Here is a 26,713-nt window from a genome sequence, read left to right as displayed (position 1 = left end):
AAAAAAACTAAGCAAAAGTAATTTATACTGCTTAGTTTTTTGTCGTGGGCACGCTTTTTTTTCTTTTTTATATTATAATACATTTATATAAGGGGTTTTACTAAAGTAATTGGTTTATACTAATGGGGAATCTATTTATCGGAGGCTTTTATGGATAAAAAAGTTCTAGTGGTTGATGATGAGCAGTCAATTGTAACGTTACTACAATATAATTTGCAACAAGCAGGTTATGAAGTACTAACAGCATCTGATGGAGAAGAAGGCAAAAATCTTGCTTTAAGTGAACAGCTAGATTTAATAGTGTTAGATCTGATGTTACCTAAGCTAGATGGAATTGAAGTGTGTAAACAAATTAGACAAAAGAAAGTGAATACACCAATACTCATGTTAACTGCAAAAGACGATGAGTTCGATAAAGTTCTTGGCTTAGAGCTAGGTGCAGATGATTATATGACAAAGCCATTTAGTCCGAGAGAAGTCGTTGCGCGGGTAAAGGCCATTTTAAGAAGGTCACAAGCTCAATTTGACGAACCTGTTTCAGAAGATGAGGATGATAGTATACGTATAGCTGGAGTGAAAATCTATCCAGATAGATATGAGGTCTATTATCAAGACGAATTACTTGAGCTGACACCAAAAGAGTTTGAACTACTATTATATCTTGCCAAAAATAAAGGTAGAGTATTAACACGCGATCAATTACTGAGTGCTGTGTGGAATTATGATTTTGCGGGTGATACGAGGATTGTAGATGTTCATATTAGTCACTTAAGAGATAAAATCGAGCAAAATTCAAAAAAACCAACATATATTAAAACGATTCGTGGGCTTGGTTATAAGCTAGAGGAGCCTAAGCCTGAATGAAAACTTTTCGTTCAAAACTATTTTTTGCTATCATTACGTTGATTATCGCTGTTTTACTTTGTTTAGGCTTGTTATTAGGTCAGCTATTTAAATCCTATTATATAAATGTTATAGATGAACGATTATCTAAAGAGATTCAGCTAGTAGCAGGCCAGATTGAGGAAATAGGTGGAATTGAACAACTCACTCAAGAGAAGGTCGACCAGTTTGCTAACTGGTTAGGTGTTAATGTTACTATTGCCAATGCAAATGATCGAGTGATATTTGATAGCGTGAATAAAGAAATTCAAATGAAAAACCGTAAGACAATAAATGAAATATTAGGTGCAGCTGACTCTGATGAGCAGGCTGGTAAAGTGGTAGGCGACGATTATCATTACTTTTGGAAGGAATTAAATGAAGGTACGAATTCCTATTATTTATTTTTAAGTGCCGAAATAGATGAAGTAAAAAGTGGTTACTCGCAAATCTGGTGGATCCTAATTATCTGTCTTAGCCTAGCATTAATTTTAATTATATTCTTAGGAGCTGCTATTACGAATAGATATACAAGACCGATTGATTCTGCAACGAGAGTGGCTATTGAATTAGCGAAAGGAAATTATCGGGCAAGAACCTATGATAATGATGTCGGTGAAGCAGGTAAGTTAAATAGCTCAATTAATATTCTTGCACGTAATTTGCAAGATATGGAGAAATCGAGAGAGATGCATCAAGATAGACTCAGTACACTCATTGAAAACATGGGTAGTGGGCTAATTTTAATAGATAGTAAAGGTTATATTAACCTTGTGAATCGTACATATAGAGAAGTTTTTCATGCTGATGTGACAGAATACATGGACGAACTGTATTATAATGTCATTGAATATAAAGAAATCACTGAGCTTATTGAAGAATTATTTATGACAGAGCAAAAGGTAAGAAAGCAAATACAAATCCTTATTGGCATTCATCGAAAACATTTTGAAGTCTACGGTGTTCCGATTATCGGCACGAATGATGTTTGGAAAGGTGTACTTTTGGTTTTCCATGATATTACTGAGATAAAGAAATTAGAGCAGGTGCGAAGAGATTTCGTTGCGAATGTTTCACATGAATTAAAAACACCTATAACTTCTATTAAAGGGTTCTCAGAAACGCTTTTAGATGGAGCAATGGATGATCAAGATGCCCTTAATCAATTCTTAACGATTATTCTCCAAGAAAGTGAACGATTACAAACACTCATTCAAGATTTGCTTGATTTATCAAAAATTGAGCAACAAGGATTTCACCTTTCTATACAAGAGGTGAATATTATTGGTGTCTTAAATGAAGTAGTAATGATGGTTAAAAGACGTGCGGAGGATAAAGAAATTACCATAGATTATAAATGTGAAGATGAAATAATCGAAATGGAAGCTGATGTTAACAGAATCAAGCAAATATTCCTTAATATTGTTTCCAATGCTATTTCTTACACGCCAAATGAAGGTAAAGTGTCTATTCGTGTAACAGAAGATCAACAAAAAGTGTATATAAAAATAATGGATACGGGGATAGGCATTAAAGAAAGTGAGATTCCGCGAATTTTTGAAAGGTTTTATCGAGTAGATAAAGCAAGGAGTAGAAATTCAGGTGGTACAGGTCTGGGTCTGGCAATTGTGAAGCATCTACTAGAAGCACATAAGGGATTGATTTCTGTTGAAAGCAAGAGTGGAAAGGGCACGGCCTTTTTACTTACGTTTTATAAGAAGTTACCTGATAGCGAATAAAGAGTTTTACAAAAAGTTTACATTGTTTTTTTATGTCATTAACAATAGGGGGTTACAATTAGTATTGTAAAACCCCTTCATCACATGATGTGAAGAAGAGAGAGCTACCCCGCTCTCTCTTTTTTTAAAAAGAAGTTCTAGTCTGAGATAAACATGAAATAAAAGGATGGATATTAAACATCTGCTATTTATAATATTGTAATTTGTGCTGCTATGCGCTAACAAAGTGACCATCACCTAAAAATTTCTACAGTTTCCACCTCCAAAAATACCCTATACTTCCTCGAAATTTGTAAATCTCTTACGTTAAAGAACAATAGCCCCATGAATTTCTATTCCTAATTTTTCTTTATTCTTTTAGACATGATAAAATATAGAATAGATAATGGCTTTTTTCGAAGTATATTCAATGACTTTGTGAGAAGCGAAGGAGGTTGGTGGCGAGATGACAAAGAAAAAACTCGTTTTAATAGATGGAAATAGTATTGCTTATCGAGCTTTTTTTGCTCTTCCATTATTAAATAACGATAAAGGCATACATACGAATGCAGTCTATGGATTTACGATGATGCTTATGCGCATTTTGGAAGATGAAAAACCTACTCATATTCTTGTTGCATTTGATGCCGGTAAAACTACGTTTAGACATAAAACGTTTACTGAATATAAAGGTGGAAGGCAAAAAACGCCGCCAGAACTTTCAGAACAGTTCCCGGTGATTAGAGAGTTACTAGATGCTTATCAAATTGCTCGTTATGAGCTAGAGAATTATGAAGCGGATGATATTATTGGTACGCTATCTTTAAAAGCTGAACAAGATGATTTTGAAGTAAAGGTCATTTCAGGGGACAAAGACTTAACACAGCTAAGTTCGGAAAAGACAACAGTAGGAATTACGAAAAAGGGGATTACTGATATAGAAGAGTACACCCCTCAGCATATCGAGGAAAAGTATGGTATCTCACCTGAACGTATTATTGATATGAAAGGGCTAATGGGAGATAGCTCCGATAATATCCCGGGTGTGCCAGGTGTCGGGGAGAAAACCGCACTAAAATTATTAAAGGAGTTTGGTACATTAGAACAATTAGTTCAATCGATAGATCAAGTGAGTGGCAACAAATTAAAAGAGAAGTTAGAGGAATTTCAAGACCAAGCTTTAATGAGTAAAGAATTAGCAACAATTTTAAGAGAAGCGCCGATTGAAGTAGAGCTAGATAAAATAGCCTTTGAAGGATGGAATGAAGATAAGCTATATCATTTATTTAAAGACCTCGGTTTTAATTCTCTATTAGAAAAAATAAGCTTTGATTTAGCAGAAGACGAAACGGCCGAGCTTGAAGAAATTAATTTTGAGATTGTTACTGATTTTACCGAGGAACAGTTGGATGGAGATAGTGCATTATATATCGAGGTGTTAGAGGATAATTATCATTACGCAGATATTCTTGGAATAGCAGTCACAAACAAAAATGGACACTTCTTTATTTCAACAAAAAACGCTTGTCAATCGAATGTGTTTAAAAAATGGGCAGAAGATGATGCCTCTCCAAAGATCGTATATGATGCGAAAAGGTCTGAAGTCTCACTAAGACATCATGGTATTCATTTAAAAGGTATCCACTTTGATATCCTTTTAGCAGCTTATATTATCAACCCTTCTGAAACAATTGAAGATTTAGCTTCTATTGCGCGTAATCACGGATACTCTGCAGTTCAATCTGACCAAGTTTTTTATGGGAAAGGAGCAAAAAGGAGTATTCCAAAGGAAGAAGAGCTTGCTCCTCATATTATAAGGAAAGCAGTGGCAATGGATTCGCTTTATGAAAAATTGGATACGTCGCTGCAAACGAACCAGCAGTCTGCTCTTTTTTACGAATTAGAATTACCCTTATCATTGATCCTTGCTGATATGGAATCGGCAGGTATTAAAGTGGATTTGAAACGCCTGCGTTCAATGGGAACAGAGCTATTAGAGAAACTTGCGGCCATTGAAAATCGAATTCACGCCTATGCTGGAGAAGCATTTAATATTAATTCTCCGAAACAATTAGGGGTAATCTTATTTGATAAGCTGCGTTTGCCAGTTATGAAGAAAACAAAAACGGGCTATTCTACCTCAGCAGATGTATTAGAAAAATTAGAATCCAAACATGAGATTATCAAAGAAATCCTTGAATATCGTCAATTAGCGAAACTACAATCCACCTATATTGAAGGTTTACTAAAGGTGGTCAATAAAGAAACAGATAAAGTGCATACCCGTTTTAATCAAGCGTTAACTCAAACGGGGAGATTAAGTTCTACAGACCCTAACTTACAAAATATCCCGATTCGCTTAGAAGAAGGTAGAAAGATTAGACAAGCATTTATTCCTTCAAAGAAAGATTGGGTTATTTTTGCAGCAGATTATTCACAGATTGAATTAAGGGTTCTCGCTCATATTGCAGGTGACGAAAAGCTAATCTCTGCATTCAAGGAAGATTTAGATATCCATACGAAGACAGCTATGGAAGTTTTTCATGTTTCTAAAGAAGAAGTGACGGCAAATATGCGGCGTCATGCAAAGGCAGTTAACTTTGGGATTGTTTACGGGATAAGTGATTACGGCCTTTCACAAAGTCTATCTATTACAAGAAAAGAAGCTGGAGAATTTATTGATCGCTATTTAACAAGCTACCCTGCAGTTAAACAATATATGGAAGATATTGTGCAAGAAGCAAAACAAAAAGGGTTTGTAGAAACTTTACTTCACCGTCGTAGATATTTACCGGAAATCACAAGTCGAAATTTTAATCTTCGCAGCTTTGCGGAAAGAACGGCTATGAATACACCTATTCAAGGAAGTGCCGCAGATATTATTAAAAAAGCGATGATTGACATGGCTGATCGCTTAGAGAATGAACAATTACAATCCAAGCTTTTATTACAAGTGCATGATGAACTGATATTTGAAGCACCGGTTGAAGAAATAGAAAAGCTGAAAGAAATTGTTCCAGATGTAATGGAGCATGCCGTAGAGTTAAAAGTACCGTTAAAAGTAGATTATTCATACGGTCCAACATGGTTTGATGCGAAGTAAGAGAGTTCACAATCGGATTGAAAAAAGGAGTCATTATGAATGCCTGAATTACCTGAGGTAGAAACAGTAAGAAGAACTTTAGAAGAGTTGATTATCGGAAAGACTATTGACCAAGTGTTGGTACACTGGCCGAAAATGGTGAAAGAACCAGACGATGTCGTTAGATTTACAAAGGCGTTAGAAGGGGAGACATTTAAAGCGGTTGCCCGTCGCGGAAAATTTTTGATTCTTTATACAGATGATTTAGCCCTTGTTTCTCATTTACGAATGGAAGGGAGATATGGGGTTTATCCGAAATCAGAAACGATTGATAAACATACACATGTGATTTTCTCCTTTACGGATGGAACAGAGTTAAGGTATAAAGATGTGCGCAAATTTGGCACCATGCATTTATTTAAGCGCGGAGATGAGCTTGGTCAACTACCACTTTCACAATTAGGTGTAGAACCTTTATCAGATGCCTTTTCGCCAAATATATTACAAAATGTATTGAATAAGACAGCACGGCCCATTAAGGCGGCTCTCTTGGATCAAAAACTAATTGTAGGCTTGGGCAATATATATGTCGATGAATCTTTGTTTAAAGCAGGTATTCACCCAGAGCGCTCTGCTAAAACATTAACAAAACAGGAAGTAGAAAAGCTTTATACGGAAATTAAAGCAACACTGTCCGAAGCGGTGGAACGAGGCGGCAGTACGATACGTTCTTATGTGAACTCCCAAGGCCAAATAGGATTATTTCAGTTAGAGCTATTTGTGTATGGGCGGCGTGGAGAGGAATGTAAAGTTTGTGCTACACCGCTTGAGAGAATCATTGCTGGAGGACGTGGGACTGTTTATTGTCCACAATGTCAGCCGAAAATAAAATAACCACATTTTTCTTTTGTCATCTTAGCCTAGATTATAGATAACATTGGATGGGCTTCTTCCATATAATATGTTAGCCATTTCATGGAAGGAGCTCTTTTAAATGACGCAGATGATGACACTTATCATACTAGCTATAGCTGTTAGCTTAGATAGTTTTAGTGTAGGTTTAACGTATGGATTAAGAAAAATGAAGATTCCAATTAAATCGATTTTAATTATTGCTTGTTGTTCAGCTTTTACTCTTCTCATTTCAATGGGGATTGGTCATACAATAGCAAAGTTTATCTCACCTGCTTTTGCAAACAGTATTGGAGGTATCATCCTTATTGTATTAGGTGCTTGGGTACTGTATCAGTTTTTCCGCCCTGAAAAGGAAAAGGATAAGGATGCTCTTCCACATGAGAAAATTCTTTTGAATTTTGAAATCAAGTCTTTGGGTGTAGTTATTAACATTTTAAGAAAACCGATGGTAGCCGATATTGATAAGTCAGGTACAATTACTGGTATTGAAGCCTTTTTATTAGGATTTGCTTTGTCACTGGATGCGTTTGGTGCAGGCATTGGAGCGGCTATGCTGGGGTATTCACCATATTATTTAGCTATATGTGTTGCGGTTATGAGTTCCTTGTTTGTTTTTGGTGGGATGAGTATTGGCTCGATATTTTCTAAATCTCAATGGATGCAACGATGTTCGTTTATACCAGGGTTAATTTTAATTATACTTGGAATCTGGAAAATTTAATTTGAGACAAAGGTGTGAAAGTAAGAATGACAGTTATTATCGGACTCACTGGTGGAATTGCAAGCGGTAAAAGCACGGTTTCCACCATGTTTAAAGAAAGAGCGATTACAGTAATAGATGCAGATGTTGAAGCGAAACGAGCAGTTGAAAAAGGTGCGACTGCTTATGATGAAATTGTCTCTCATTTTGGCCAAGAGATTCTTCTTGAAAATGGGGAGATTAACCGTCAAAAATTGGGCTCCATTGTTTTTTATAGTGAAGAGGAAAGAATGAAGCTCAACAGTATTGTCCACCCGGCTGTAAGGAGGAGAATGAACGAGCAAAAGGACGAAGCAGTTGCTAATGGTGAAAAAATGGTCGTTCTAGATATTCCGCTCTTATTTGAAAGTAAACTCACATATATGGTGGATTACACCGTTTTAGTGTATGTTAATAAAGAAAATCAGCTTCAGCGGTTGATGGAGAGAAATGGTTTTGATGCAGAAGAAGCGAATGCACGTATTCGATCACAAATGCTATTGGAAGAAAAAGTACAGCTAGCGGATTTTTTAATTGATAATAATGGCGATCTCGCAAGTACAGAGAAGCAACTAGATGATTTACTGTTACAATTAAAAGATAAACAGTAAAACACAATTACTACTTAGACTTCTACGTTTCATTAGTAATATTTCCACCCTTTTCGTCCACAATAATAAGTGGATTATTTTTTTCCGCTAAAGAAATAGGGCGTAACGATGCATTTTTCACGTAATGTCACGCGTTTTATGGTTTCTTTACATGCACAATATTTCTGAATAGTGGAACTTTAAAATATCCGCAATTTGCTCATCACATTTTGTGGTTAATATGTTATACTATTAGCATGAAAATGGTTAAAAAAGTATAACATTTATACGGAAGGGGCCGTAAGATGAAGGCGAAAATAGCGATTAATGGGTTTGGGAGAATAGGACGAATGGTGTTTAGAAAGGCCATTCTTGATGATACATTGGAAGTAGTAGCAATAAATGCTAGTTATCCACCAGAAACGTTAGCACATTTAATTAAATATGATTCTACTCATGGTGCATTCCAAGGTGAAGTGATTCCCGAAGATGATGCGCTTGTAGTGAACGGAAAAAGAGTTCAATTACTAAGCAATCGTAACCCTGAGGAACTTCCTTGGAAACAAATGGAGATTGATATCGTTGTTGAAGCTACAGGTAAGTTCAACTCGAAAGATAAAGCGATGCTTCATTTAAATGCAGGTGCCAAGAAAGTGGTTTTAACGGCTCCAGGGAAAAATGAAGATGTAACCATTGTGATGGGCGTAAATGATGAAGCGCTTAACATTGCTGAACATGATGTCATTTCTAATGCTTCTTGTACAACAAACTGCTTAGCGCCAGTTGCAAAAGTATTAGAAGATAAGTTCGGCATTGAAAACGGTTTAATGACGACTGTACATGCGTATACAAATGACCAAAAGAACCTTGATAATCCACATAAGGATCTTCGCCGTGCTAGAGCTTGCGCGCAGTCAATTATTCCTACTTCAACAGGAGCAGCGAAAGCATTGTCTCTTGTGTTACCACAATTAAAAGGCAAGTTACATGGTATGGCTCTTCGTGTGCCGACGCCAGATGTATCACTTGTTGATTTAGTTGTTGACTTAAAGAGGGATGTAACAATTGATGAGGTAAATGCTGCGTTTGAAGATGCGGCACAAAATGAATTAAAAGGTATATTAGATATAACAGAAGAACCACTTGTTTCAATTGATTTCACAACAAATCCACACTCTGCTATTATTGATGGGCTTTCCACAATGATGATTGGTGAGAATAAAGTAAAAGTTTTAGCTTGGTATGATAACGAGTGGGGTTATTCTTGTCGTGTAGTTGACTTGGTGAAATACGTAGCTGAAGAACTAAATAAATCTGCAGTGAACGCATAATTTTATGTAGGCAATCCTTTAATGGGATTGCCTATTTTTTGCATTTTTACTATGTAGATAAAATGAAATGTTAAACTGATTACTACATAGATGATCACAGGTTGGGGCAATCTTTTAAATAAAAAAGCTTTTTGATTGTCTTTTCGTTACGTATTTCTGAATGATGTCTATGAAAAATTTGAATAAATTGTGACATTTCCCTTGCTTAATGGAGGGGATGAACACTGATGATAACAATGTTTAGTCACCTTTCTTTATGTGAAAATGTAATTATTATTGAAATTCACTTAAATAAATTTTCTAGGATTTATTGCAAAAGAACATTAAACAAAGTATACTAAAAATCGTGAACTTCTCAACGAGTAAGGCGCTAAATGGCTACTTAAAGGGTTAGGACCTCTTTGGACTAACTTTCCCCCGTGGTAGTTATATGCTTTGCCCAGTAGAAATTCATGTCAATTAGTAAAGGGGGAAATTTGAATATGGAAACAATGGGTCGTCACGTCATCTCAGAGCTTTGGGGATGCGATTTTGAAAAATTGAATGATATGTCATTTATTGAGCAAACATTTGTAGCAGCTGCACTAAAATCAGGGGCAGAAGTGCGAGAGGTGGCATTCCATAAATTTGCACCACAAGGTGTAAGTGGGGTTGTCATTATTTCAGAGTCGCATTTAACTATACACAGTTTTCCGGAGCATGGCTATGCAAGCATCGATGTTTATACTTGCGGTGATCTTAATCCTCATATCGCGGCTGACTATATAGCAGAAGCTTTAGGTGCTGATACACGTGAGAATATAGAAATTCCTCGTGGAATGGGTCCTGTTCAAGTTAAGAACGCAACAAAAGCCAATGTGTTATAATAAAGAAGAAGTCTTCAAGAGTGCAAGCGAATAATTGCACTCTTTTTATTATGAAAAAAACATATCTACTTGTACTAACAACTCCTTTTTTATATGATAGTAAGTAAAGATACATTTTAGGAATGTAAAGATGAGACGGAGTTGATTGTATGAAATGTCCTTCATGCCAACATAATAATACTCGTGTGCTAGACTCTCGTCCTGTTGATGAAGGTAAATCGATACGAAGACGAAGAGAGTGTGAAAAATGTGGTTATCGGTTTACAACTTTTGAAAAGGTAGAGGAAATTCCTTTGATTGTTGTGAAAAAAGAAGGAACAAGAGAAGAGTTTAGCAGAGAGAAAATATTGCGTGGACTAATAAAAGCTTGTGAAAAACGACCGGTTGCATTAAAAGAACTAGAAGATATCACTTTTCAAGTTGAGAAGGAATTAAGAAGCAACGGAGTATCAGAAGTGAAAAGTGATGATGTTGGCGAAATGGTTATGGACAGGCTAGTGAAAGTTGACGATGTCGCCTATGTTCGCTTTGCTTCTGTTTATCGTCAATTCAAAGATATTAATGTATTTATAGAAGAGCTAAAAGAGTTAATGAAGAAGGAACAAGCGTAAAGGTGAGCAAATAGGCTAAAGTGAATTTAGCTTCTTTGCTCATTTTTTTCAAGATATGAAAGAAAGAAGGTATTTTTCATGGCCCAGCATTGGACTGAAGTCATCCCTAGTGATCATTATACAGTGGCTTTAAATGGGCTGTTACATGACTATGATCGAAAAATCTTAGTATTTCTTTATCAGCCACTTATTGGGACCATTGCGTACAGTTTATATATGACCTTATGGATGGAAGTGGAGGAAAACCGTATTTGGTCTTCATCTTCGCGTAACCATCATGGTCTGATGAGTATGATGGACTTAAGTTTAAAAGAAATTTATGAAGCAAGAAAAAAACTTGAAGGAATTGGCTTGCTAAAAGTTTATGTGAAAGAAGGGGAAAATCGTGAATTTATTTATCAATTACAGCCCCCCCTTTCTCCAAGTACATTTTTCTTAGATGGTATGCTCAATATCTTTCTTTATAAAAAAATCGGTAAAACTCAATATACAAGACTAAAGCGTTTTTTTAGTGATGAGGAGTATTCAAACCTTCCTCTTGATTATAAGGATGTAACAACAGCCTTTCATGAGGTTTATACATCTGGACACCAGCTTGCTAAAGAGTATAATGATGACTTATCTGTTTCTCCAAAAGGTGAATGGGTAGATAGAATGGAAGCGAATAAAATTCAAATCCCATGGCAAACATTTAATTTCTCGTTATTGGAAGCGGGCCTTAGTGAATCACTTGTTCCCCGAAAAGCACTTACGCAAACAGTAAAGGATGCCATTAGTAATTTGGCATTTTTATATGATATTGATGTTATGGAAATGAAGAATATTATTATAAGCGCGATGAACGAAGATGATGAAGTTGAGATGGATGAATTGCGGAAATCGGCAAGGGATTGGTATCAAATGAATCATCGTGACGAATTGCCATCACTAATTACACAAACTCAGCCTGTTCATAGTCTCTCAATAACTGAAAAGCCCAAAAGTAAAGAAGAAGAGCTTATTCAATACTTTGATACAACTTCCCCTATTCAATTTTTGAAAGATTTATCTGGGGGGGCGGAACCTTCAAAAGCGGAATTGAAAATACTTGAAGATGTGATGTTTCACCAAAAGTTGCCTCCCGGTGTGATGAATGTTTTGATTGATTATGTGATGCGTAAAACAGATAAAAAGCTGACAAAGGCATATGTGGAAACGATCGCTAGTCATTGGGCGAGAAAGAGCATTCAAACTACGGCTAATGCCATGGCTCTGGCGAAGAAAGAGCACCAACAATATTTGAAATGGGCAGAGAATAAAAAAGTAGGGAAACGTTCATCCAAATCTAATACGAAAAAAGCTGTCACGAGGACAGAGCTTTTACCTGATTGGTTTGACGAGGAAACAAGTAAAAATGAGACTGTCGACCAACAGAAGCAGGATAAGAAAGATGATCATGTAGATCTTAATATGAAGGAATTTCAAGAACTAATGAAAAGAAGAAACGGGGGTGGACAATAGATGGAAAGAATCAATGATACGCTTAAAAAACTTGCAGGAAATCAAGATTTTAAAACGAGATATGAAAAGCAACGAGCAGAGACTTTAAATGATTCAGATGTCCGAGCCTTTTTAACGGCACATAAGGATGAATTGTCAGCAGATATGGTTGAAAGAAGCTTAATTAAATTGTATGAATATAGCAAGCTAAGTAAAGAATGTAATCGCTGTCCGAGCCTAGATAGTTGTATCAATTTTATGCAAGGCTACCACCCAGAGCTCGTCATTGAACGTGGCCTGATTGATATTAAATATGATAAATGCCCACGAAAGCAAATCCATGATGAAAAAAGAAAAAATGAGAAGTTGATTCAAAGTTTATATGTCCCTAAAGACATACTAAATGCAACTTTTGATACGGTGTACAACGATGATGGAAAAAGAATGGAAGCGGTCAATAAAGCTCTTAGCTATTGTATGAATTTTAAAAAGGGCGATGGTCAGAAGGCGTTATATTTATACGGCCAATTTGGTGTCGGTAAATCCTATTTATTAGGTGCGATTGCCAATGAACTTGCCTTGAAGCAAGTTTCATCAATGATTGTCTATGTGCCTGAATTATTTAGGGAACTGAAAAGCTCAATTAGTGATTCGACTTTAAATGATAAACTTGAAGCTATTCGATCATCTTCTGTACTTATGTTTGATGATATGGGTGCAGAAACGATGTCAAGTTGGACAAGAGATGAAATTTTGTCGCCGATTCTACAATATCGTATGCTTGAAAAGTTACCGACTTTTTTCACCTCAAACTTTGATTATAAAGGACTTGAACATCACCTGACCTATAGTCAGCGAGGGGAAGAGGAGCGGATGAAGGCAAGAAGAGTAATGGAAAGAATTAAATATTTAACCGATCCTGTGCTTGTCGAAGGGCCGAATCGAAGGGTTTAGGCAAGATAATTTTTCAATAGTTTTTCTTCATGACTTCTATTTTGGCCAAGTCTCCCATATATATGAATCAGATAGATGTTAAGGGGGGATTTGGTTGATAGAGATCATTTTCCGGAATAAGCATGAAGCTGAGGAGCTATTTCAGCACGCAATCCGGATTCAGAACTATACGGAAGGCGAAACGACAATTCTTCATAATGAAGGTCAATATATAGTAAGAATGTATCCTGAACAATGCAGTGGGCGATCTATTGAAGAAGTAAAACGAACATTTTCTGCTTTTTTAATGGAGAGTAAATGCGATAGTTGGTTTAGAAAGATAATGGCCGAGAAGTTTTATTATCAAGATTCGGAAGAACAACAACAAATTCTTGAAATCATTCATTCCATATTAGAAGGGCAAAGAGAAGATTTATCTACTTTTTTACAGAGAGTGGATATACACGAGCAATTACGAGCGGCTATAGATCGCCTAGTGCATGATGATATCTCTTTTTCTTATGATGCTTTTATAAAGTTTCGTCTTAAACCGCTTTTAGATGATATGACAAAGTATGTTGAGTTGTCTATTGATGAATATAAAATGGAACAGGAATATCAAATGTTTATTCAAACCTTAAGAGACTTTATTAAGGATAGAGAAAGTAAGTTACCCACGATTCATTTATATTTAGGTGAAGAAGTCCGCTTTTTTAATCAGCATTTCGAGGAGCTTTCTCGAATGGATCTAACGGCAATGATAGATCGAAGGCTATTAATTAATCACCCTGTCTATGTAGATTCAGTTACAATCGCACCATTACTCTCAATCGCTCCTCAGGAAATATGTTTATATAGTGAAAGTGAAGAACAACCTTTAGTTCGTACAATTAAAAATATTTTTGAAGAGAGATTGAAAACCCTTCATATAAGTGAATTTAATATGCGTAAACAGCATGCGTGTAAAAATATAAGTGAACCCTCTTGATTTTCCGTAAATTAAAAACTATAATACTTACATATTGAAATTATCAATGAACAGTAATGATAAGGATATGGGTATTCTTTTACGGTTTATAGAGAGGGAAGACAAGGCTGCAATCTTCCTAACACGAATGGAATGCTTACCACCTTTGAACTCCAATACATAAAGATGTCTATGGCGTCGATTAAGTATTGGCGGCAACAAGACCGTTAACTTGCTACGAGTCACTTTTTAAAAGTGAGAAGTAGGGTGGAACCACGTGTATATGATACTCGTCCCTTTTTTTAGGGGCGAGTTTTTTATTTTTCAAAAACAAGGAGGAAGTTATGATGTCAGAAATGATTAAAGTTTCGTTTCCAGATGGAGCAGTAAAGGAGTTCTCCAAAGGAACAACAACGGAAGAAATCGCATCATCAATCAGCCCTGGCTTAAAAAAGAAAGCCATAGCCGGTAAAGTGAATAATGAATTATTCGACCTTCGTCGTCCAATTGAAGAGGATGCGGCTGTGGAGATCATTACCCAAGGCAGTGATGAGGCGCTTGAAATTATGCGCCACAGTTCAGCTCATTTAATGGCGCAAGCGATTAAACGTTTATATAAAAACGTTAAATTAGGTGTAGGTCCTGTTATTGAGAGTGGCTTCTACTACGATATCGATATGGAGGAGTCATTAACACCTGAAGATCTACCGAAAATCGAGAAAGAAATGAAGAAAATCATCAATGAAAATATTGAGATTGTGCGTAAAGAAGTGAGTAGAGACGAAGCTTTAAAAATCTATGAAGAGATTGGCGACGAATATAAGGTTGAACTGATTGGCGCCATTCCAGAAGGTGAAACAGTTACCCTTTATGAACAAGGCGAATTCTTTGATCTTTGTCGAGGGGTTCATGTTCCTTCTACAGGGAAAATTAAAGAATTTAAGCTTTTAAGTATTGCTGGCGCATATTGGCGTGGAGATAGCGACAATAAGATGCTACAACGTATATATGGTACTGCATTCTTTACAAAAGATGACTTAAAAGAACACTTGCGTTTGCTTGAAGAAGCAAAAGAGCGTGATCACCGTAAAATTGGTAAGGAATTAAGCCTCTTTACGAACTCCCAAAAGGTTGGACAAGGGTTACCGCTATGGTTACCAAAAGGTGCAACAATTCGCCGTAATATTGAACGTTATATCGTGGATAAAGAAGTGCGTTTAGGCTATGACCATGTATATACACCAATTATGGCAAATGTGGAACTTTACAAAACTTCAGGACACTGGGATCACTATCAAGAAGATATGTTCCCTGTAATGAAAATGGATAATGAGGAGCTTGTTCTTCGTCCAATGAACTGTCCTCATCATATGATGATTTATAAACAAGGAATCCATAGTTATAGAGAATTACCAATCCGTATCGCTGAATTAGGTACAATGCATCGCTATGAGATGTCTGGAGCATTATCAGGATTGCAACGTGTGCGTGGTATGACATTAAATGATGCCCATCTATTCGTTCGTCCAGATCAAATTAAAGAAGAATTTATACGCGTTGTTAATTTAATTCTCGAAGTATACAAAGACTTTGACATTAATGATTATTCGTTCCGCTTATCTTATCGCGATCCTGAGGATACTGAAAAGTATTTTGATGATAATCAAATGTGGGAAAAGGCACAATCGATGTTAAAAGAAGCAATGGATGAGATTGGCTTGCCTTACTATGAAGCAGAAGGGGAGGCCGCATTCTACGGTCCTAAGCTTGATGTACAAGTAAAAACAGCTCTAGGTAAAGAAGAAACGTTATCAACTGTTCAGTTAGACTTCTTGCTTCCTGAACGTTTTGACTTATCTTATGTTGGGGAAGATGGCAAGCCGCATCGCCCTGTTGTTATTCACCGTGGTGTTGTTTCAACGATGGAACGTTTTGTTGCTTTCCTTATCGAAGAATACAAAGGTGCATTCCCAACATGGCTAGCTCCTGTTCAAGTTCAGGTTATTCCAGTTTCAAATGATATCCATTTTGATTATGCGAAAAAAGTAAAAGAAGATTTACAGCTTGCAGGAATTCGCGTTGAAATCGATGATCGTAATGAAAAAATGGGTTATAAAATTCGTGAAGCACAAATGCAGAAAATCCCATATATGCTCGTTGTCGGCGATAATGAAGTAAGTGAACAGGCGGTTAATGTACGTAAATATGGAGAACAAAAGTCAGAAACTATCTCCTTTAATGAATTTAAACAATTGATTGAGAAGGAAGTTCAAAGAGGATAAAAATATTACAGACCAAGTATTTGATTGTTCAAAGGATCTTTATCCATGTCTTAACTCAAACATCATTTTATGCATGTTGTTAAGCTGGATAAAGGTGGGTACAAAAAAATTTCAAAAGTTGTTGCCAAACACCGCAACTTTTGATATCATTTTCTATGTTGTGAAAAAACAATACCATTTGACAAATATTATGCTTTGTGATATATTTTCTAAGGTAATTTGAATACAGTTTGAGTAAAGAAGAAGCGCCCGCTTCTCACCTGATTGACGCTTTTAGGCAGTTAGCAGGTTTACGTGAATTTTAACATTGTACGTAATGTGTGGGTGTCTTCACCCGCACTTTTTTATTTGCCTCGATTGTATCACTCGGTGCAGCTGGAAGCTTCTTTTAGAAAAGTGACCCAAACATTGTGTTCATATAAAACCATGGAGGTGTCTAACTATTAGCAAAGATATGTTGTTAAACGAGGGTATCCGTGCCCGTGAAGTTCGTCTTATTGACCAGAATGGCGAGCAACTAGGAATCAAATCTAAAAATGAAGCGCTAGAAATAGCCGCACGTGTAAATCTTGATCTTGTTCTTGTAGCACCGAATGCAAAGCCTCCTGTAGGCCGTATCATGGACTACGGTAAGTTTAAGTTCGAGCAACAGAAGAAAGACAAAGAAGCACGTAAAAATCAAAAAATTATCAGTGTTAAAGAAGTTCGCCTTAGTCCAACGATAGAGGAACATGACTTTAATACAAAGCTTCGTAACGCAATCAAATTCCTTGAAAAAGGCGATAAAGTAAAAGCTTCCATTCGTTTTAAAGGTCGTGCGATTACGCATAAGGAAATTGGACAGCGTGTTCTTGTTCGATTTGCAGAGGCTTGCTCTGAAGTCGCAACAGTTGAATCTCATCCAAAAATGGATGGCCGAAGCATGTTTATGATACTTGCACCTAAAAACGAAAAGTAAGAGGAGGAATTCCACATGCCAAAAATGAAAACTCACCGTGGTTCTGCTAAGCGTTTTAAAAGAACAGGATCTGGAAAATTAAAACGTTCTCACGCTTACAGAAGCCATATGTTCGCGAATAAATCTCAAAAACAAAAACGTAAGCTTCGTAAAGGTACTCTTGTATCTACAGGTGATTTCAAGCGTATCCGCAATATGTTAGTAGGACTTAAGTAAACTTGCAAAATAGGAGGGAAATATTATGCCACGTGTAAAAGGCGGTACAGTTACTCGCAAACGTCGTAAAAAGGTATTAAAATTAGCTAAAGGTTATTATGGTTCTAAACATACTTTATATAAAGTTGCTAACCAACAAGTAATGAAATCTTACAACTATGCTTATCGTGATCGTCGTCAGAAAAAACGCGACTTCCGTAAGTTATGGGTTACTCGTATTAACGCAGCTGCTCGTATGAACGGTCTTTCTTATAGCCGTTTAATGCACGGTTTAAAACTAGCTGGTATCGAAGTAAACCGCAAAATGCTTGCAGAATTAGCTGTTTCTGATGCAAATGCATTTGCAGAATTAGCAACTGTTGCAAAACAAAACCTTTCTAAATAAGAAAGTTTAAGAGTCGCTCTTTCGGGGGTGGCTTTTTTTGTTATATTTTTAGTCTATTGAAATTAAAGGAGACAAAATAAACACCTGCAAAGTTCAAGTATATACGTTAGTGAGCATCTCACGCGTATGAAACTAAAAGACCTTTGGCACCGAGTTTGAACTTATAAATACAATTAATCTATTTTATCAGCTATAATTTTGATAACGACATGAGAATAGGGGTGTAAGGAATGATTTTTGCTATCATAATCGTCTTTTTTATACTGAATGGCATTGCAGCAATTATGATGAAAATAGATAAAAGAAAAGCGCAAAGGGGAGAATACCGCATTAGTGAGCAAAATCTATGGCTGGTGGCTCTTTTGTTTGGAGCTATAGGAATGACTTGGGGAATGAGGCGTTATAGACATAAGACGAAGCATTTTTCTTTTAAACTTGGTCTTCCTATCTTATCCGTGTTACAGTTGATATTCCTCGTTTATCTCATCATGGAGTGGGCATAATTTTAGGGCCGTTGCCATATGATGTACTAACATCCAAGAATCTTATAGTTCATGGAAGGTGGGCGTTTATCAGGTGAATGAACATCTTGCTCTTGCAAAGGGGATTATTGAGACAGCAGGTATTCTCGCTCCATTCGCATTTATTTTATTTCATATTTTGCGGCAGTTCCTTTTTATCCCTGTGCCACTTGTTTGTATTGCTGGTGGTGTATTGTTTGGCAGTTTATTTGGTAGTATTTTATCTCTAGTAGGGTTAATGTTATCTTGTTTATTTTTTTATATATTAATTTATCAGCTTCCTACCTTTCATGAAAAACTATCTCATTTAAAAAAGAAATGGTTTGGAGAATATCGTAATTTAACCATTGGTCAAATTTCCATTCTTCGTTTGATTCCATTTATTCATTTTCATTTACTTAACTTTTGCTTGCTAGAAAAAAACCCGAAATTTCGTGATTTCTGCAAAGGTGCTTTGTTAACAAATATACCATTAGCAATCTTTTATACTGTTTTTGGTGAATTTATCAGTAGATTTACACCAACAATGATTGTTATGATTCTACTGTCTTTGTCCATTCTTCTCTATCTAATTAGAGAGAAAGTGACTGTGATAAAATGGCAAGAATTTTTTAAAACAACAAAGGTGAAAAAAGTTTCATAAATGAAAGGTTAGGGTCGTGTATCCTGGCTTTTTTTGTTTATTGGCTTTGAGAGGGGAATTATTTGATTGCAGAAAAGAGGAATATACCGACTGTAGTAAAAATCTAGCAAATGCTACTGAGAGCTATAAATATAGCCCTAACAAAATTTGTAAAATTTTGTTAGGGATTAAAGTTTGGGCTCATCTTTCACTGGTTACGCTTTTTATCCATTAGCTCTTTCACAGGGCTCTTCCAGTCGATTTTTGCATTCGTATAATGACTTTTTAATTTGCTTTCGATAAACATAAAGTCCTCGCCAACAAGTCCTTGTAACTCTGATGGCTGATGAGGCCAAATAAAAATTGAAACCACATCAAAGGAGTTATCTGTTGTACCTAGGTATTTTTCACCTTCAAACATAACCCCTTTATAAGTAATGAAGAAATTTTTCTGAGCGTTATTTGCGTCGTCATAAAAAAAGTATTTTTTTTGTTTATGGGCTTTTTCTAATTTACGCATCGGATTTGTAACATACTTAATGGCGCTATATATGAGCAAAATAATCAAAATGATTAGTAATAGGCGAATGATCAATAACATAAAGAATACCCCTTTGTACATTTTTTAAGTGTTTACGAATAAAAACGAAAAAGGTTTCAACTTTGTTTAAATTTGTTATAATTTTTTTGTTATGTAAAAAATAATTGGCTCTTCGATCGAAAAAAACTGAGGGACATTTACGGTTTATATACCCAATAGTAAGTAATTTTATGCAACAAGATAATAACATCATTCTATAATAAGATGAGGGATAAACAATGACGAATATATTAAACATTAAATTGATTCACAATGATGCTAAAATGCCTTACCGTGCAAATGAGGGGGACGCTGGGCTAGATTTATTTTCAGTTGAAGATGTAATCATACCATCAGGACAGTCAGCTTTAATTAGCACAGGTATTCAGATGGAGTTACCAAAAGGAACGGAAGCGCAAGTAAGGCCAAGAAGTGGTTTAGCTCTTAAACATAGTGTAACGGTTTTAAATAGTCCAGGGACGATTGATGAGGGCTATAGAGGCGAAGTGAAGGTCATATTGATTAATCATGGAAAAGAAGAATTCCGCGTAGAAAAACAGATGAGAATTGCCCAAATGGTAATAGCACCAGTTTTTCAAGTTGAACTTGCGCAAGTAAGTGATTTAACACAATCAGAAAGAAACAGCGGAGGGTTTGGTTCATCCGGAAAATAAGTGAGCGTCTAAACCTCAAAGGTACCTTCAAGTCATCCCGCTTGTTAACACATATGTATAAGTTCTATAGAAATGAAGTACAGTAAGAAGTAGTTTAAGTTTTTACAAAAGAAGGACTAACCATGTATAATAGGCTTAAATAATATTAAGGGAGTCGAAATATGTCTAAGCTTGATGAAACATTAACGATGCTAAAAGAACTAACTGATGCAAGAGGGGTTCCAGGTAACGAACGAGAAGTGCGTGAAGTGATGAAAAAATACATAGAACCCTTAGTAGATGAATTATCCACTGATGGACTTGGTAGTTTAATCGCTAAAAAAATTGGTCAAGCAGATGGGCCAAGGATTATGGTTGCTGGTCATTTAGATGAAGTAGGTTTTATGGTGACAAGTATTGATAATAAAGGTTTTTTGCGGTTTCAAACAGTTGGAGGCTGGTGGTCACAAGTGATGTTAGCCCAACGTGTGACGATTGTAACATCTAAAGGAGATGTAACTGGGGTAATTGGTTCGAAGCCGCCACATATTTTGCCAGCAGAAGCGCGTAAGAAAACAATTGAAATCAAGGATATGTTCATTGATATCGGTGCTTCTAGCCGTGAAGAGGCGTTAGGTTGGGGTGTAAAACCAGGAGATATGGTTGTTCCATATTTTGAATTCACTGTGATGAACAATGAGAAAATGTTACTTGCGAAGGCTTGGGACAACAGAATCGGGTTGGCGATTGCAATTAAAGTGCTAGAAGGGTTGAAAAATGAAAACCATCCAAATACAGTATATGCGGTTGGAACGGTACAAGAAGAAGTTGGCTTGCGTGGGGCAAAAACAGCTGCACAAATGATTGAGCCTGATATCGGTATCGCTGTTGATGTTGGTATACCAGGAGATACACCAGGTGTAACAGAAAAGGATGCGTTAAGTAAATTAGGTGATGGTCCTCAAATTATTCTCTATGACGCTTCTATGGTGTCACATAAGGGCTTAAGAGATTTTGTAACAGATACAGCAGATGAGCTCAATATTCCATATCAGTTTGATTCTGTACCAGGTGGTGGAACGGATGCAGGATCCATACATTTAACCTATAAAGGTGTGCCAGCGCTTTCAATTACAATTGCAACAAGATATATTCATTCACATGCGGGTATTCTTCATCGTGATGATTTTGAAAACGCAGTAAAACTGATTACAGCTGTTATTAAAAGACTAGATAACGATACAGTTGCAAAAATAACTTTTGAATAGAAAAAAAACAGCCTGATGAAAGGCTGTTTTTTTCTTATTGTAAGCCGTTTTCTAACGTCTCTAGCATTTCTTTTTTTTCAGTTTCAGATGAATTTTGCCAAATGACTTCAAATAATACGCCAAGGCCAGGGAGCATTTTCTCTTCGCCTGTTTGTATAGCATCAACAATAGTATCTTTTAATTCATCTTGTGAATTACCTGAAACATTGTGTAAGATGGCATTACGTAAATTTAAGTTCATAAAAGTAAACACATCCTTCGTTAGAATTCGTTACGATTATAGGGTTTCTCATTTAAGATTTATTATGTATGCGTTTTTCGGTATAATGAAATATTAATGGCACGTGTTTTATTGAAGGAGCGAAAAAATGAAGTACTTACAATCCGCAAAAAATCCACAGGTGAAGCAGTGGAAAAAGCTTCTCAAAAGGAAAGAAAGAGATGTAACAGGTACTTTTCTTGTTGAAGGATTTCACCTTGTTGAAGAAGCATTAAAAGAAAATCGTGTAAAAGAGTTAATGATTAGTGAGGAAAAGGATATACCAAAAAGCTGGAATGTAGGAGACTGTTCGATTTATATCCTACCGCCACATGTGATTGGAGACTTAACTGATACACAAACACCGCAAGGAATTGTGGCCGTATGTTATCAAGAAGAAGAGAGATCTTTCGATTCGCTTGGTACGAAGAAATTATTACTATTAGATGAAGTGCAAGATCCCGGAAACTTAGGAACAATGATTCGTACAGCTGATGCGGCTGGCATGGATGCGGTTATCATCGGTCAGGGCACAGTGGACCCTTATAATCCAAAGGTTTTACGTTCCGCTCAAGGTAGTCACTTCCATTTACCAATTATCCATGGCAAGTTGGATGTATGGATGAAGGAGTTAAAGGAAAATAATATTCCTGTATACGGTACTGCATTAGAAGGAGGCAAAGAATATCAAAGCTTTGCTCCACTGGATGAATTTGCATTGCTCGTTGGTAATGAAGGGAACGGTGTAAATAAAGATTTACTTACACAAACAACAGCCAATCTGTATATTCCTTTATACGGTAAGAGTGAGTCCTTAAATGTAGCTGTAGCAGCAGGTATATTGCTATATTATTTGCGAAACGAATAATGAGTAAAAAAATCGTGAGAACAATTTGAATGTCGACTCATAATGTAATATAATAAATAGCAAAATGAAATAATTAAAAGCTATGATAGAGACAAAGTAAAGTATGTTTTGTTCATAATAGGGAGAAAATGCCTGAGACTGAAAGCATTTTTATGAGCGACTTACTCGAAATTTCAGCTCTTGAGCAGACATCGGGACCATCGAATATTTTCGATGTAAAGATGCACCGGCTTTTTGCCGTTATCGAAATGAAGCGAATATAGCATGTTTTTTATTGTTGTATTAAAAAGGGTGGTACCGCGATTCCAAACCTCGTCCCTTTCATGGGATAAGGTTTTTTATTTTGTCAAAAAAGTATTAAAAGGAGGAGTTTCAAGATGCAAGAGCGTTTAAAAGAATTGCAAGCAGAAGCGTTAGAGAAGGTTTCTGCGGCAATAGATTTAAAAGAATTAAATGATATCCGCGTTGCTTATTTAGGTAAGAAAGGCCCGATCACAGAAGTACTAAAAGGAATGGGGAAACTTTCTGCAGAAGAACGTCCAAAAATGGGTGCATTAGCAAATGAAGTACGTGATCAAATTACGCAAGGAATAACGGCAAAACAAGTGCAGTTAGAAGAAGCGCAAATTCAAGCTAAGCTTGCTGCAGAAACGATTGATGTGACATTACCAGGTCGTCCTATACATACCGGTAATCATCATTCATTAACAAGGGTTGTTGAAGAAATTGAGGACTTATTCATTGGAATGGGCTATACGGTAGCAGAAGGACCTGAAGTGGAGAAGGATTATTATAATTTTGAAGCATTGAACTTACCAAAAGGTCACCCTGCACGTGATATGCAAGATTCATTCTATATTACAGAAGATATATTATTACGCACACATACTTCGCCTGTGCAAGCTAGAACGATGGAAAAGCATGAGGGGAAAGGTCCAGTGAAAATCATTTGTCCAGGAAAAGTATTCCGTCGTGATAATGATGATGCGACTCATTCTCATCAATTTATGCAAATTGAAGGACTTGTGATAGATGAAAATATTCGCATGACAGACTTAAAGGGTACGCTAGAAGTATTTGCGAAAAAAATGTTTGGTGAAGAGAGAGAAATTCGCCTTCGTCCAAGTTTCTTCCCATTTACTGAGCCATCTGTAGAAATGGATATTTCTTGTATGATTTGCTCTGGAAAAGGCTGTAATGTATGTAAAACAACCGGTTGGATTGAGATTTTAGGTGCAGGAATGGTACACCCAAATGTACTTGAAATGGCAGGTTTTGATTCTGAAAAATATACAGGTTTTGCCTTTGGAATGGGCGCTGAGCGTATTGCAATGTTGAAATACGGTGTCGATGATATTCGTCATTTCTATACAAATGATAGTAGATTCTTAAAGCAATTCTCAATTCATGAATAAAGGGGGAGGACAACGATATGTATGTTTCATATAAATGGTTACAAGAATATGTTGACTTATCTGGGATTACACCAGAAGAATTAGCAGAGAAAATTACAAAGAGCGGGATTGAAGTTGAAGGTGTAGAGACACTTGATGAAGGAATTAAGGGTGTTGTCGTCGGCTATGTAGCTGAAAAAGAGAAACATCCAAGTGCTGATAAATTAAATATTTGTCAAGTAGACCTTGGCGATGGCGAACTTGTGCAAATCATTTGTGGGGCTCCTAATGTTGATAAAGGACAAAAGGTGGCAGTTGCAACTGTAGGTGCAGTATTACCGGGGAATTTTAAAATTAAAAAAGCAAAATTACGTGGCGAAGCTTCGAATGGTATGATTTGTTCTCTTCAAGAACTAGGCTTTGAAAGTAAGTTAGTCGCTAAAGATTATAGTGAAGGTATCTATGTGTTTCCAGCAGATACAGAGCTTGGAACCAATGCATTAGAGCAATTGCACAGAGATGATCAAGTATTAGAATTAGGGTTAACACCGAACCGTGCAGATTGCCAAAGTATGCTAGGTGTTGCCTATGAAGTCGCTGCTATTTTAGGGAAAGATGTGAAATTACCGCAGCCAAAGGTAGAGACTGTTTCTGAGAGGGCCGCTGATTACATCACTGTAAATGTGGAAGCAGCAGATGATAATCCATTATATGTCGCTAAAGTAATCAAAAATGTAAAAATCGCTCCGTCACCACTATGGTTACAAGCTCGTTTAACAGCAGCTGGTATTCGTCCACATAATAATGTTGTTGATATTACGAACTATATTTTGCTTGAATACGGTCAGCCTTTACACGCGTTTGATTATGATCGCCTAGGTTCGAAAGAGATTCTTGTTCGCCGTGCCAACCAAGGTGAAAAAATCACTACGCTTGATGATGCTGAGAGAGAATTAACAACTGATCACCTAGTTATCACAAATGGGGAAGTACCAGTTGCCTTAGCTGGTGTTATGGGTGGAGCGAATTCAGAAGTTGGTAATGAAACAACGACCGTACTACTTGAATCAGCTTACTTCACTGGCGGTGCGATTAGAAAGTCCTCGAAAGATCACGGATTAAGGAGTGAAGCGAGTGCGCGTTATGAAAAAGGTGTTGATCCACAGCGTGTTCGTCCAGCAGCAGAAAGAGCAGCGCAGTTACTCACGCAATACGCAGGTGGAGAAGTATTAGAGGGATCAGTAGAGGTTGACACGTTAAAAGTAGAACCCGCGGTTATCACCATTACCATTGATAAAATCAATCGTGTCCTTGGAACATCGTTACTAGTGAGTGAAGCAAAAGATATTTTAGAAAGACTGCAATTCACGACAGTGGTTGAAGAGAATGAAATGACAGTAACAGTGCCAACAAGACGTGGGGATATTACAATAGAAGAGGATCTTGTAGAAGAAGTGGGTCGCCTATACGGATACGATAATCTTGCTTCAACATTGCCCGGTGGAACGGCTTCAGCAGGTAGTTTAACGCCTTATCAAAAGAAACGACGTATCGTTCGTCAATACTTGGAAGGCGCGGGATTATATCAAGCCATCACTTACTCTTTAACGAGTGAAGATAAAGCGCAAAACTATTCCTTAGAAGCTAGAGACCCAATCAAGCTTGCGATGCCGATGAGTGAAGAGCGGAGTGTGTTACGTCTAAGCTTAACTCCGCATTTACTAGAAGTCCTTAAATATAATAGTGCAAGACAAATTGACGCTACTGCTATTTACGAAACAGGCTCTATTTTCTTACGTACAGCTGAGAATGAGTTGCCTGAGGAAAAAGAACATTTAGCTGCGGCCATTACAGGTTTATGGGAGTTACATCAATGGCAAGGGGAGAAAAAGCCAGTTGATTTCTTTGTTCTGAAAGGAATTCTAGAAGGGTTATTTAGTAAACTTGGCTTGTTAGAACAAATCACGTTTACCAAATTTGAGAAAGATGGGCTACATCCAGGTCGCTCAGCAGAAGTATTTCTAAATGAAACGAGTATAGGGTTTATTGGTCAAGTTCATCCAAATGTTGAAAAAGAATTAGACTTAAAAGAAACGTATGTTTTTGAATTGTCATTAGAGAAATTATTACATGCTGAAATTAAACCTTTACGCTATGAAGCTATTCCTCGTTATCCATCTATTACGAGAGATATTGCTTTAGTGGTCGATCAAACAACGACGGCTCAAGCATTAAGCACTGTCATTCGTGAAGCAGGCGGCAAATTACTAAAAGACGTTCATGTATTTGATTTATATGAAGGCGATCGAATGGAAGAAGGTAAAAAATCAATTGCCTATTCACTGAAATATTTTGATCCAGAACGGACTCTTACAGATGAAGATGTTGTAAAAGCCCATGACAAAGTGTTAAAAGCATTAGAAGAAAAAACTGGTGCTGTCCTTCGTGGATAAATAATCATCAAAGTGATACTCACCGTTATTTTTCGGTAGTATCACTTTTTTTGTACAGTGTAATTGAAAAGAACAATTAGCTACTTAAGAGACTATAGATATAGGAAGAAATAAGAGCAAGAAAGTGGTAATACGAAGAAA

Annotated in this window: 25 protein-coding genes and 1 other annotated feature; of the genes, 23 read left to right on the top strand and 2 right to left on the bottom strand. The window is 36.6% G+C overall.

The window, feature by feature from the left end:
- Positions 1–150 precede the first annotated feature (150 nt).
- The 18 genes from LG276_RS17360 to LG276_RS17275 all read left to right on the top strand — a co-directional run bounded on the left by LG276_RS17360 (position 151) and on the right by LG276_RS17275 (position 19,118).
- Positions 151–864, top strand: a complete 714-nt coding sequence (locus LG276_RS17360) for a response regulator transcription factor (RefSeq protein WP_224935783.1) — start codon at positions 151–153, stop codon at positions 862–864.
- Entirely contained in the window at positions 861–2,621 is a 1,761-nt protein-coding gene (gene pnpS, locus LG276_RS17355; protein WP_251162585.1) for a two-component system histidine kinase PnpS, read from the top strand. The genes LG276_RS17360 and pnpS overlap by 4 nt, the downstream gene beginning before the upstream one ends.
- Before the next feature lie 445 nt (positions 2,622–3,066).
- A complete protein-coding gene (gene polA / locus LG276_RS17350; RefSeq protein WP_251162586.1) occupies positions 3,067–5,703 on the top strand; it encodes a DNA polymerase I in 2,637 nt (878 codons plus the stop codon).
- Between the two features lie 39 nt (positions 5,704–5,742).
- A complete protein-coding gene (gene mutM, locus LG276_RS17345) occupies positions 5,743–6,576 on the top strand; it encodes a DNA-formamidopyrimidine glycosylase (protein WP_224935786.1) in 834 nt (277 codons plus the stop codon).
- Positions 6,577–6,676: 100 nt separating this feature from the next.
- A complete protein-coding gene (gene ytaF / locus LG276_RS17340; protein WP_224935787.1) occupies positions 6,677–7,318 on the top strand; it encodes a sporulation membrane protein YtaF in 642 nt (213 codons plus the stop codon).
- Positions 7,319–7,344: 26 nt separating this feature from the next.
- Positions 7,345–7,947 (top strand): dephospho-CoA kinase, encoded by a 603-nt coding sequence (gene coaE, locus LG276_RS17335; RefSeq protein ID WP_224935788.1) that lies wholly within the window; start codon positions 7,345–7,347, stop codon positions 7,945–7,947.
- A gap of 284 nt (positions 7,948–8,231) precedes the next feature.
- Complete coding sequence (locus tag LG276_RS17330) at positions 8,232–9,257, top strand: glyceraldehyde-3-phosphate dehydrogenase (RefSeq protein WP_095372319.1); 1,026 nt, start codon at positions 8,232–8,234, stop codon at positions 9,255–9,257.
- A 482-nt stretch (positions 9,258–9,739) separates the two neighbouring features.
- On the top strand, positions 9,740–10,123 hold the full coding sequence (gene speD / locus LG276_RS17325; RefSeq protein ID WP_095372320.1) for an adenosylmethionine decarboxylase: 384 nt from the start codon (positions 9,740–9,742) through the stop codon (positions 10,121–10,123).
- Between the two features lie 149 nt (positions 10,124–10,272).
- Positions 10,273–10,734 carry a transcriptional regulator NrdR gene (gene nrdR / locus LG276_RS17320; RefSeq protein ID WP_095372321.1) on the top strand — a complete coding sequence of 154 codons (462 nt, stop codon included), beginning with the start codon at positions 10,273–10,275 and terminating at the stop codon, positions 10,732–10,734.
- A 78-nt stretch (positions 10,735–10,812) separates the two neighbouring features.
- Positions 10,813–12,234, top strand: a complete 1,422-nt coding sequence (locus LG276_RS17315) for a replication initiation and membrane attachment family protein (RefSeq protein WP_251162587.1) — start codon at positions 10,813–10,815, stop codon at positions 12,232–12,234.
- Positions 12,235–13,167 carry a primosomal protein DnaI gene (dnaI, locus tag LG276_RS17310; protein WP_251162588.1) on the top strand — a complete coding sequence of 311 codons (933 nt, stop codon included), beginning with the start codon at positions 12,235–12,237 and terminating at the stop codon, positions 13,165–13,167.
- A 94-nt stretch (positions 13,168–13,261) separates the two neighbouring features.
- A complete protein-coding gene (gene ytxC, locus LG276_RS17305; protein WP_224935791.1) occupies positions 13,262–14,134 on the top strand; it encodes a putative sporulation protein YtxC in 873 nt (290 codons plus the stop codon).
- Between the two features lie 326 nt (positions 14,135–14,460).
- Positions 14,461–16,395: a threonine--tRNA ligase gene (gene thrS / locus LG276_RS17300; RefSeq protein ID WP_251162589.1), complete on the top strand. Its 1,935-nt coding sequence runs from the start codon at positions 14,461–14,463 to the stop codon at positions 16,393–16,395.
- A gap of 231 nt (positions 16,396–16,626) precedes the next feature.
- Positions 16,627–16,747 (top strand) — a sequence feature (ribosomal protein L20 leader region).
- Between the two features lie 102 nt (positions 16,748–16,849).
- On the top strand, positions 16,850–17,353 hold the full coding sequence (infC, locus tag LG276_RS17295) for a translation initiation factor IF-3 (RefSeq protein ID WP_095372325.1): 504 nt from the start codon (positions 16,850–16,852) through the stop codon (positions 17,351–17,353).
- A 15-nt stretch (positions 17,354–17,368) separates the two neighbouring features.
- Positions 17,369–17,569: a 50S ribosomal protein L35 gene (gene rpmI / locus LG276_RS17290; RefSeq protein WP_095372326.1), complete on the top strand. Its 201-nt coding sequence runs from the start codon at positions 17,369–17,371 to the stop codon at positions 17,567–17,569.
- A gap of 25 nt (positions 17,570–17,594) precedes the next feature.
- On the top strand, positions 17,595–17,954 hold the full coding sequence (gene rplT, locus LG276_RS17285) for a 50S ribosomal protein L20 (RefSeq protein ID WP_224935793.1): 360 nt from the start codon (positions 17,595–17,597) through the stop codon (positions 17,952–17,954).
- Positions 17,955–18,184: 230 nt separating this feature from the next.
- A complete protein-coding gene (locus LG276_RS17280; RefSeq protein ID WP_224935794.1) occupies positions 18,185–18,457 on the top strand; it encodes a DUF1294 domain-containing protein in 273 nt (90 codons plus the stop codon).
- Between the two features lie 73 nt (positions 18,458–18,530).
- On the top strand, positions 18,531–19,118 hold the full coding sequence (locus LG276_RS17275; protein ID WP_224935795.1) for a TVP38/TMEM64 family protein: 588 nt from the start codon (positions 18,531–18,533) through the stop codon (positions 19,116–19,118).
- 187 nt (positions 19,119–19,305) lie between these two features.
- On the opposite strand, the gene LG276_RS17270 is transcribed toward LG276_RS17275, so the two are convergent.
- Positions 19,306–19,698: a sigma-w pathway protein ysdB gene (locus LG276_RS17270; RefSeq protein WP_224935796.1), complete on the bottom strand. Its 393-nt coding sequence runs from the start codon at positions 19,696–19,698 to the stop codon at positions 19,306–19,308.
- Between the two features lie 218 nt (positions 19,699–19,916).
- Between LG276_RS17270 and dut the strand changes: the two genes are divergently transcribed.
- Together dut and LG276_RS17260 are read left to right on the top strand one after the other, a co-directional pair.
- Positions 19,917–20,351, top strand: coding sequence for a dUTP diphosphatase (gene dut, locus LG276_RS17265; protein ID WP_251162590.1), 435 nt, complete (start codon positions 19,917–19,919; stop codon positions 20,349–20,351).
- Between the two features lie 161 nt (positions 20,352–20,512).
- The gene (locus LG276_RS17260; protein WP_251162591.1) at positions 20,513–21,598 is read left to right on the top strand and encodes a M42 family metallopeptidase; all 1,086 of its coding nucleotides are present in this window, start codon (positions 20,513–20,515) and stop codon (positions 21,596–21,598) included.
- A gap of 34 nt (positions 21,599–21,632) precedes the next feature.
- On the opposite strand, the gene sspI is transcribed toward LG276_RS17260, so the two are convergent.
- Positions 21,633–21,839, bottom strand: a complete 207-nt coding sequence (sspI, locus tag LG276_RS17255; RefSeq protein ID WP_095372333.1) for a small acid-soluble spore protein SspI — start codon at positions 21,837–21,839, stop codon at positions 21,633–21,635.
- Between the two features lie 127 nt (positions 21,840–21,966).
- On the opposite strand from sspI, the gene LG276_RS17250 reads away from it, so the two are divergent.
- The 3 genes from LG276_RS17250 (at position 21,967) to pheT (ending at position 26,572) form a co-directional block, all read left to right on the top strand.
- Positions 21,967–22,725, top strand: coding sequence for an RNA methyltransferase (locus LG276_RS17250; RefSeq protein WP_251162592.1), 759 nt, complete (start codon positions 21,967–21,969; stop codon positions 22,723–22,725).
- A gap of 377 nt (positions 22,726–23,102) precedes the next feature.
- Positions 23,103–24,140 (top strand): phenylalanine--tRNA ligase subunit alpha, encoded by a 1,038-nt coding sequence (pheS, locus tag LG276_RS17245; RefSeq protein WP_251162593.1) that lies wholly within the window; start codon positions 23,103–23,105, stop codon positions 24,138–24,140.
- 17 nt (positions 24,141–24,157) lie between these two features.
- Positions 24,158–26,572, top strand: coding sequence for a phenylalanine--tRNA ligase subunit beta (gene pheT, locus LG276_RS17240; RefSeq protein WP_251162594.1), 2,415 nt, complete (start codon positions 24,158–24,160; stop codon positions 26,570–26,572).
- The last annotated feature ends 141 nt before the right edge of the window (positions 26,573–26,713 follow it).

The sequence above is a fragment of the Cytobacillus kochii genome (assembly GCF_044790165.1).
GTDB classification, from domain to species: domain Bacteria; phylum Bacillota; class Bacilli; order Bacillales; family Cytobacillaceae; genus Cytobacillus; species Cytobacillus kochii.
This window is presented reverse-complemented; position numbering and strand designations above follow the sequence as displayed.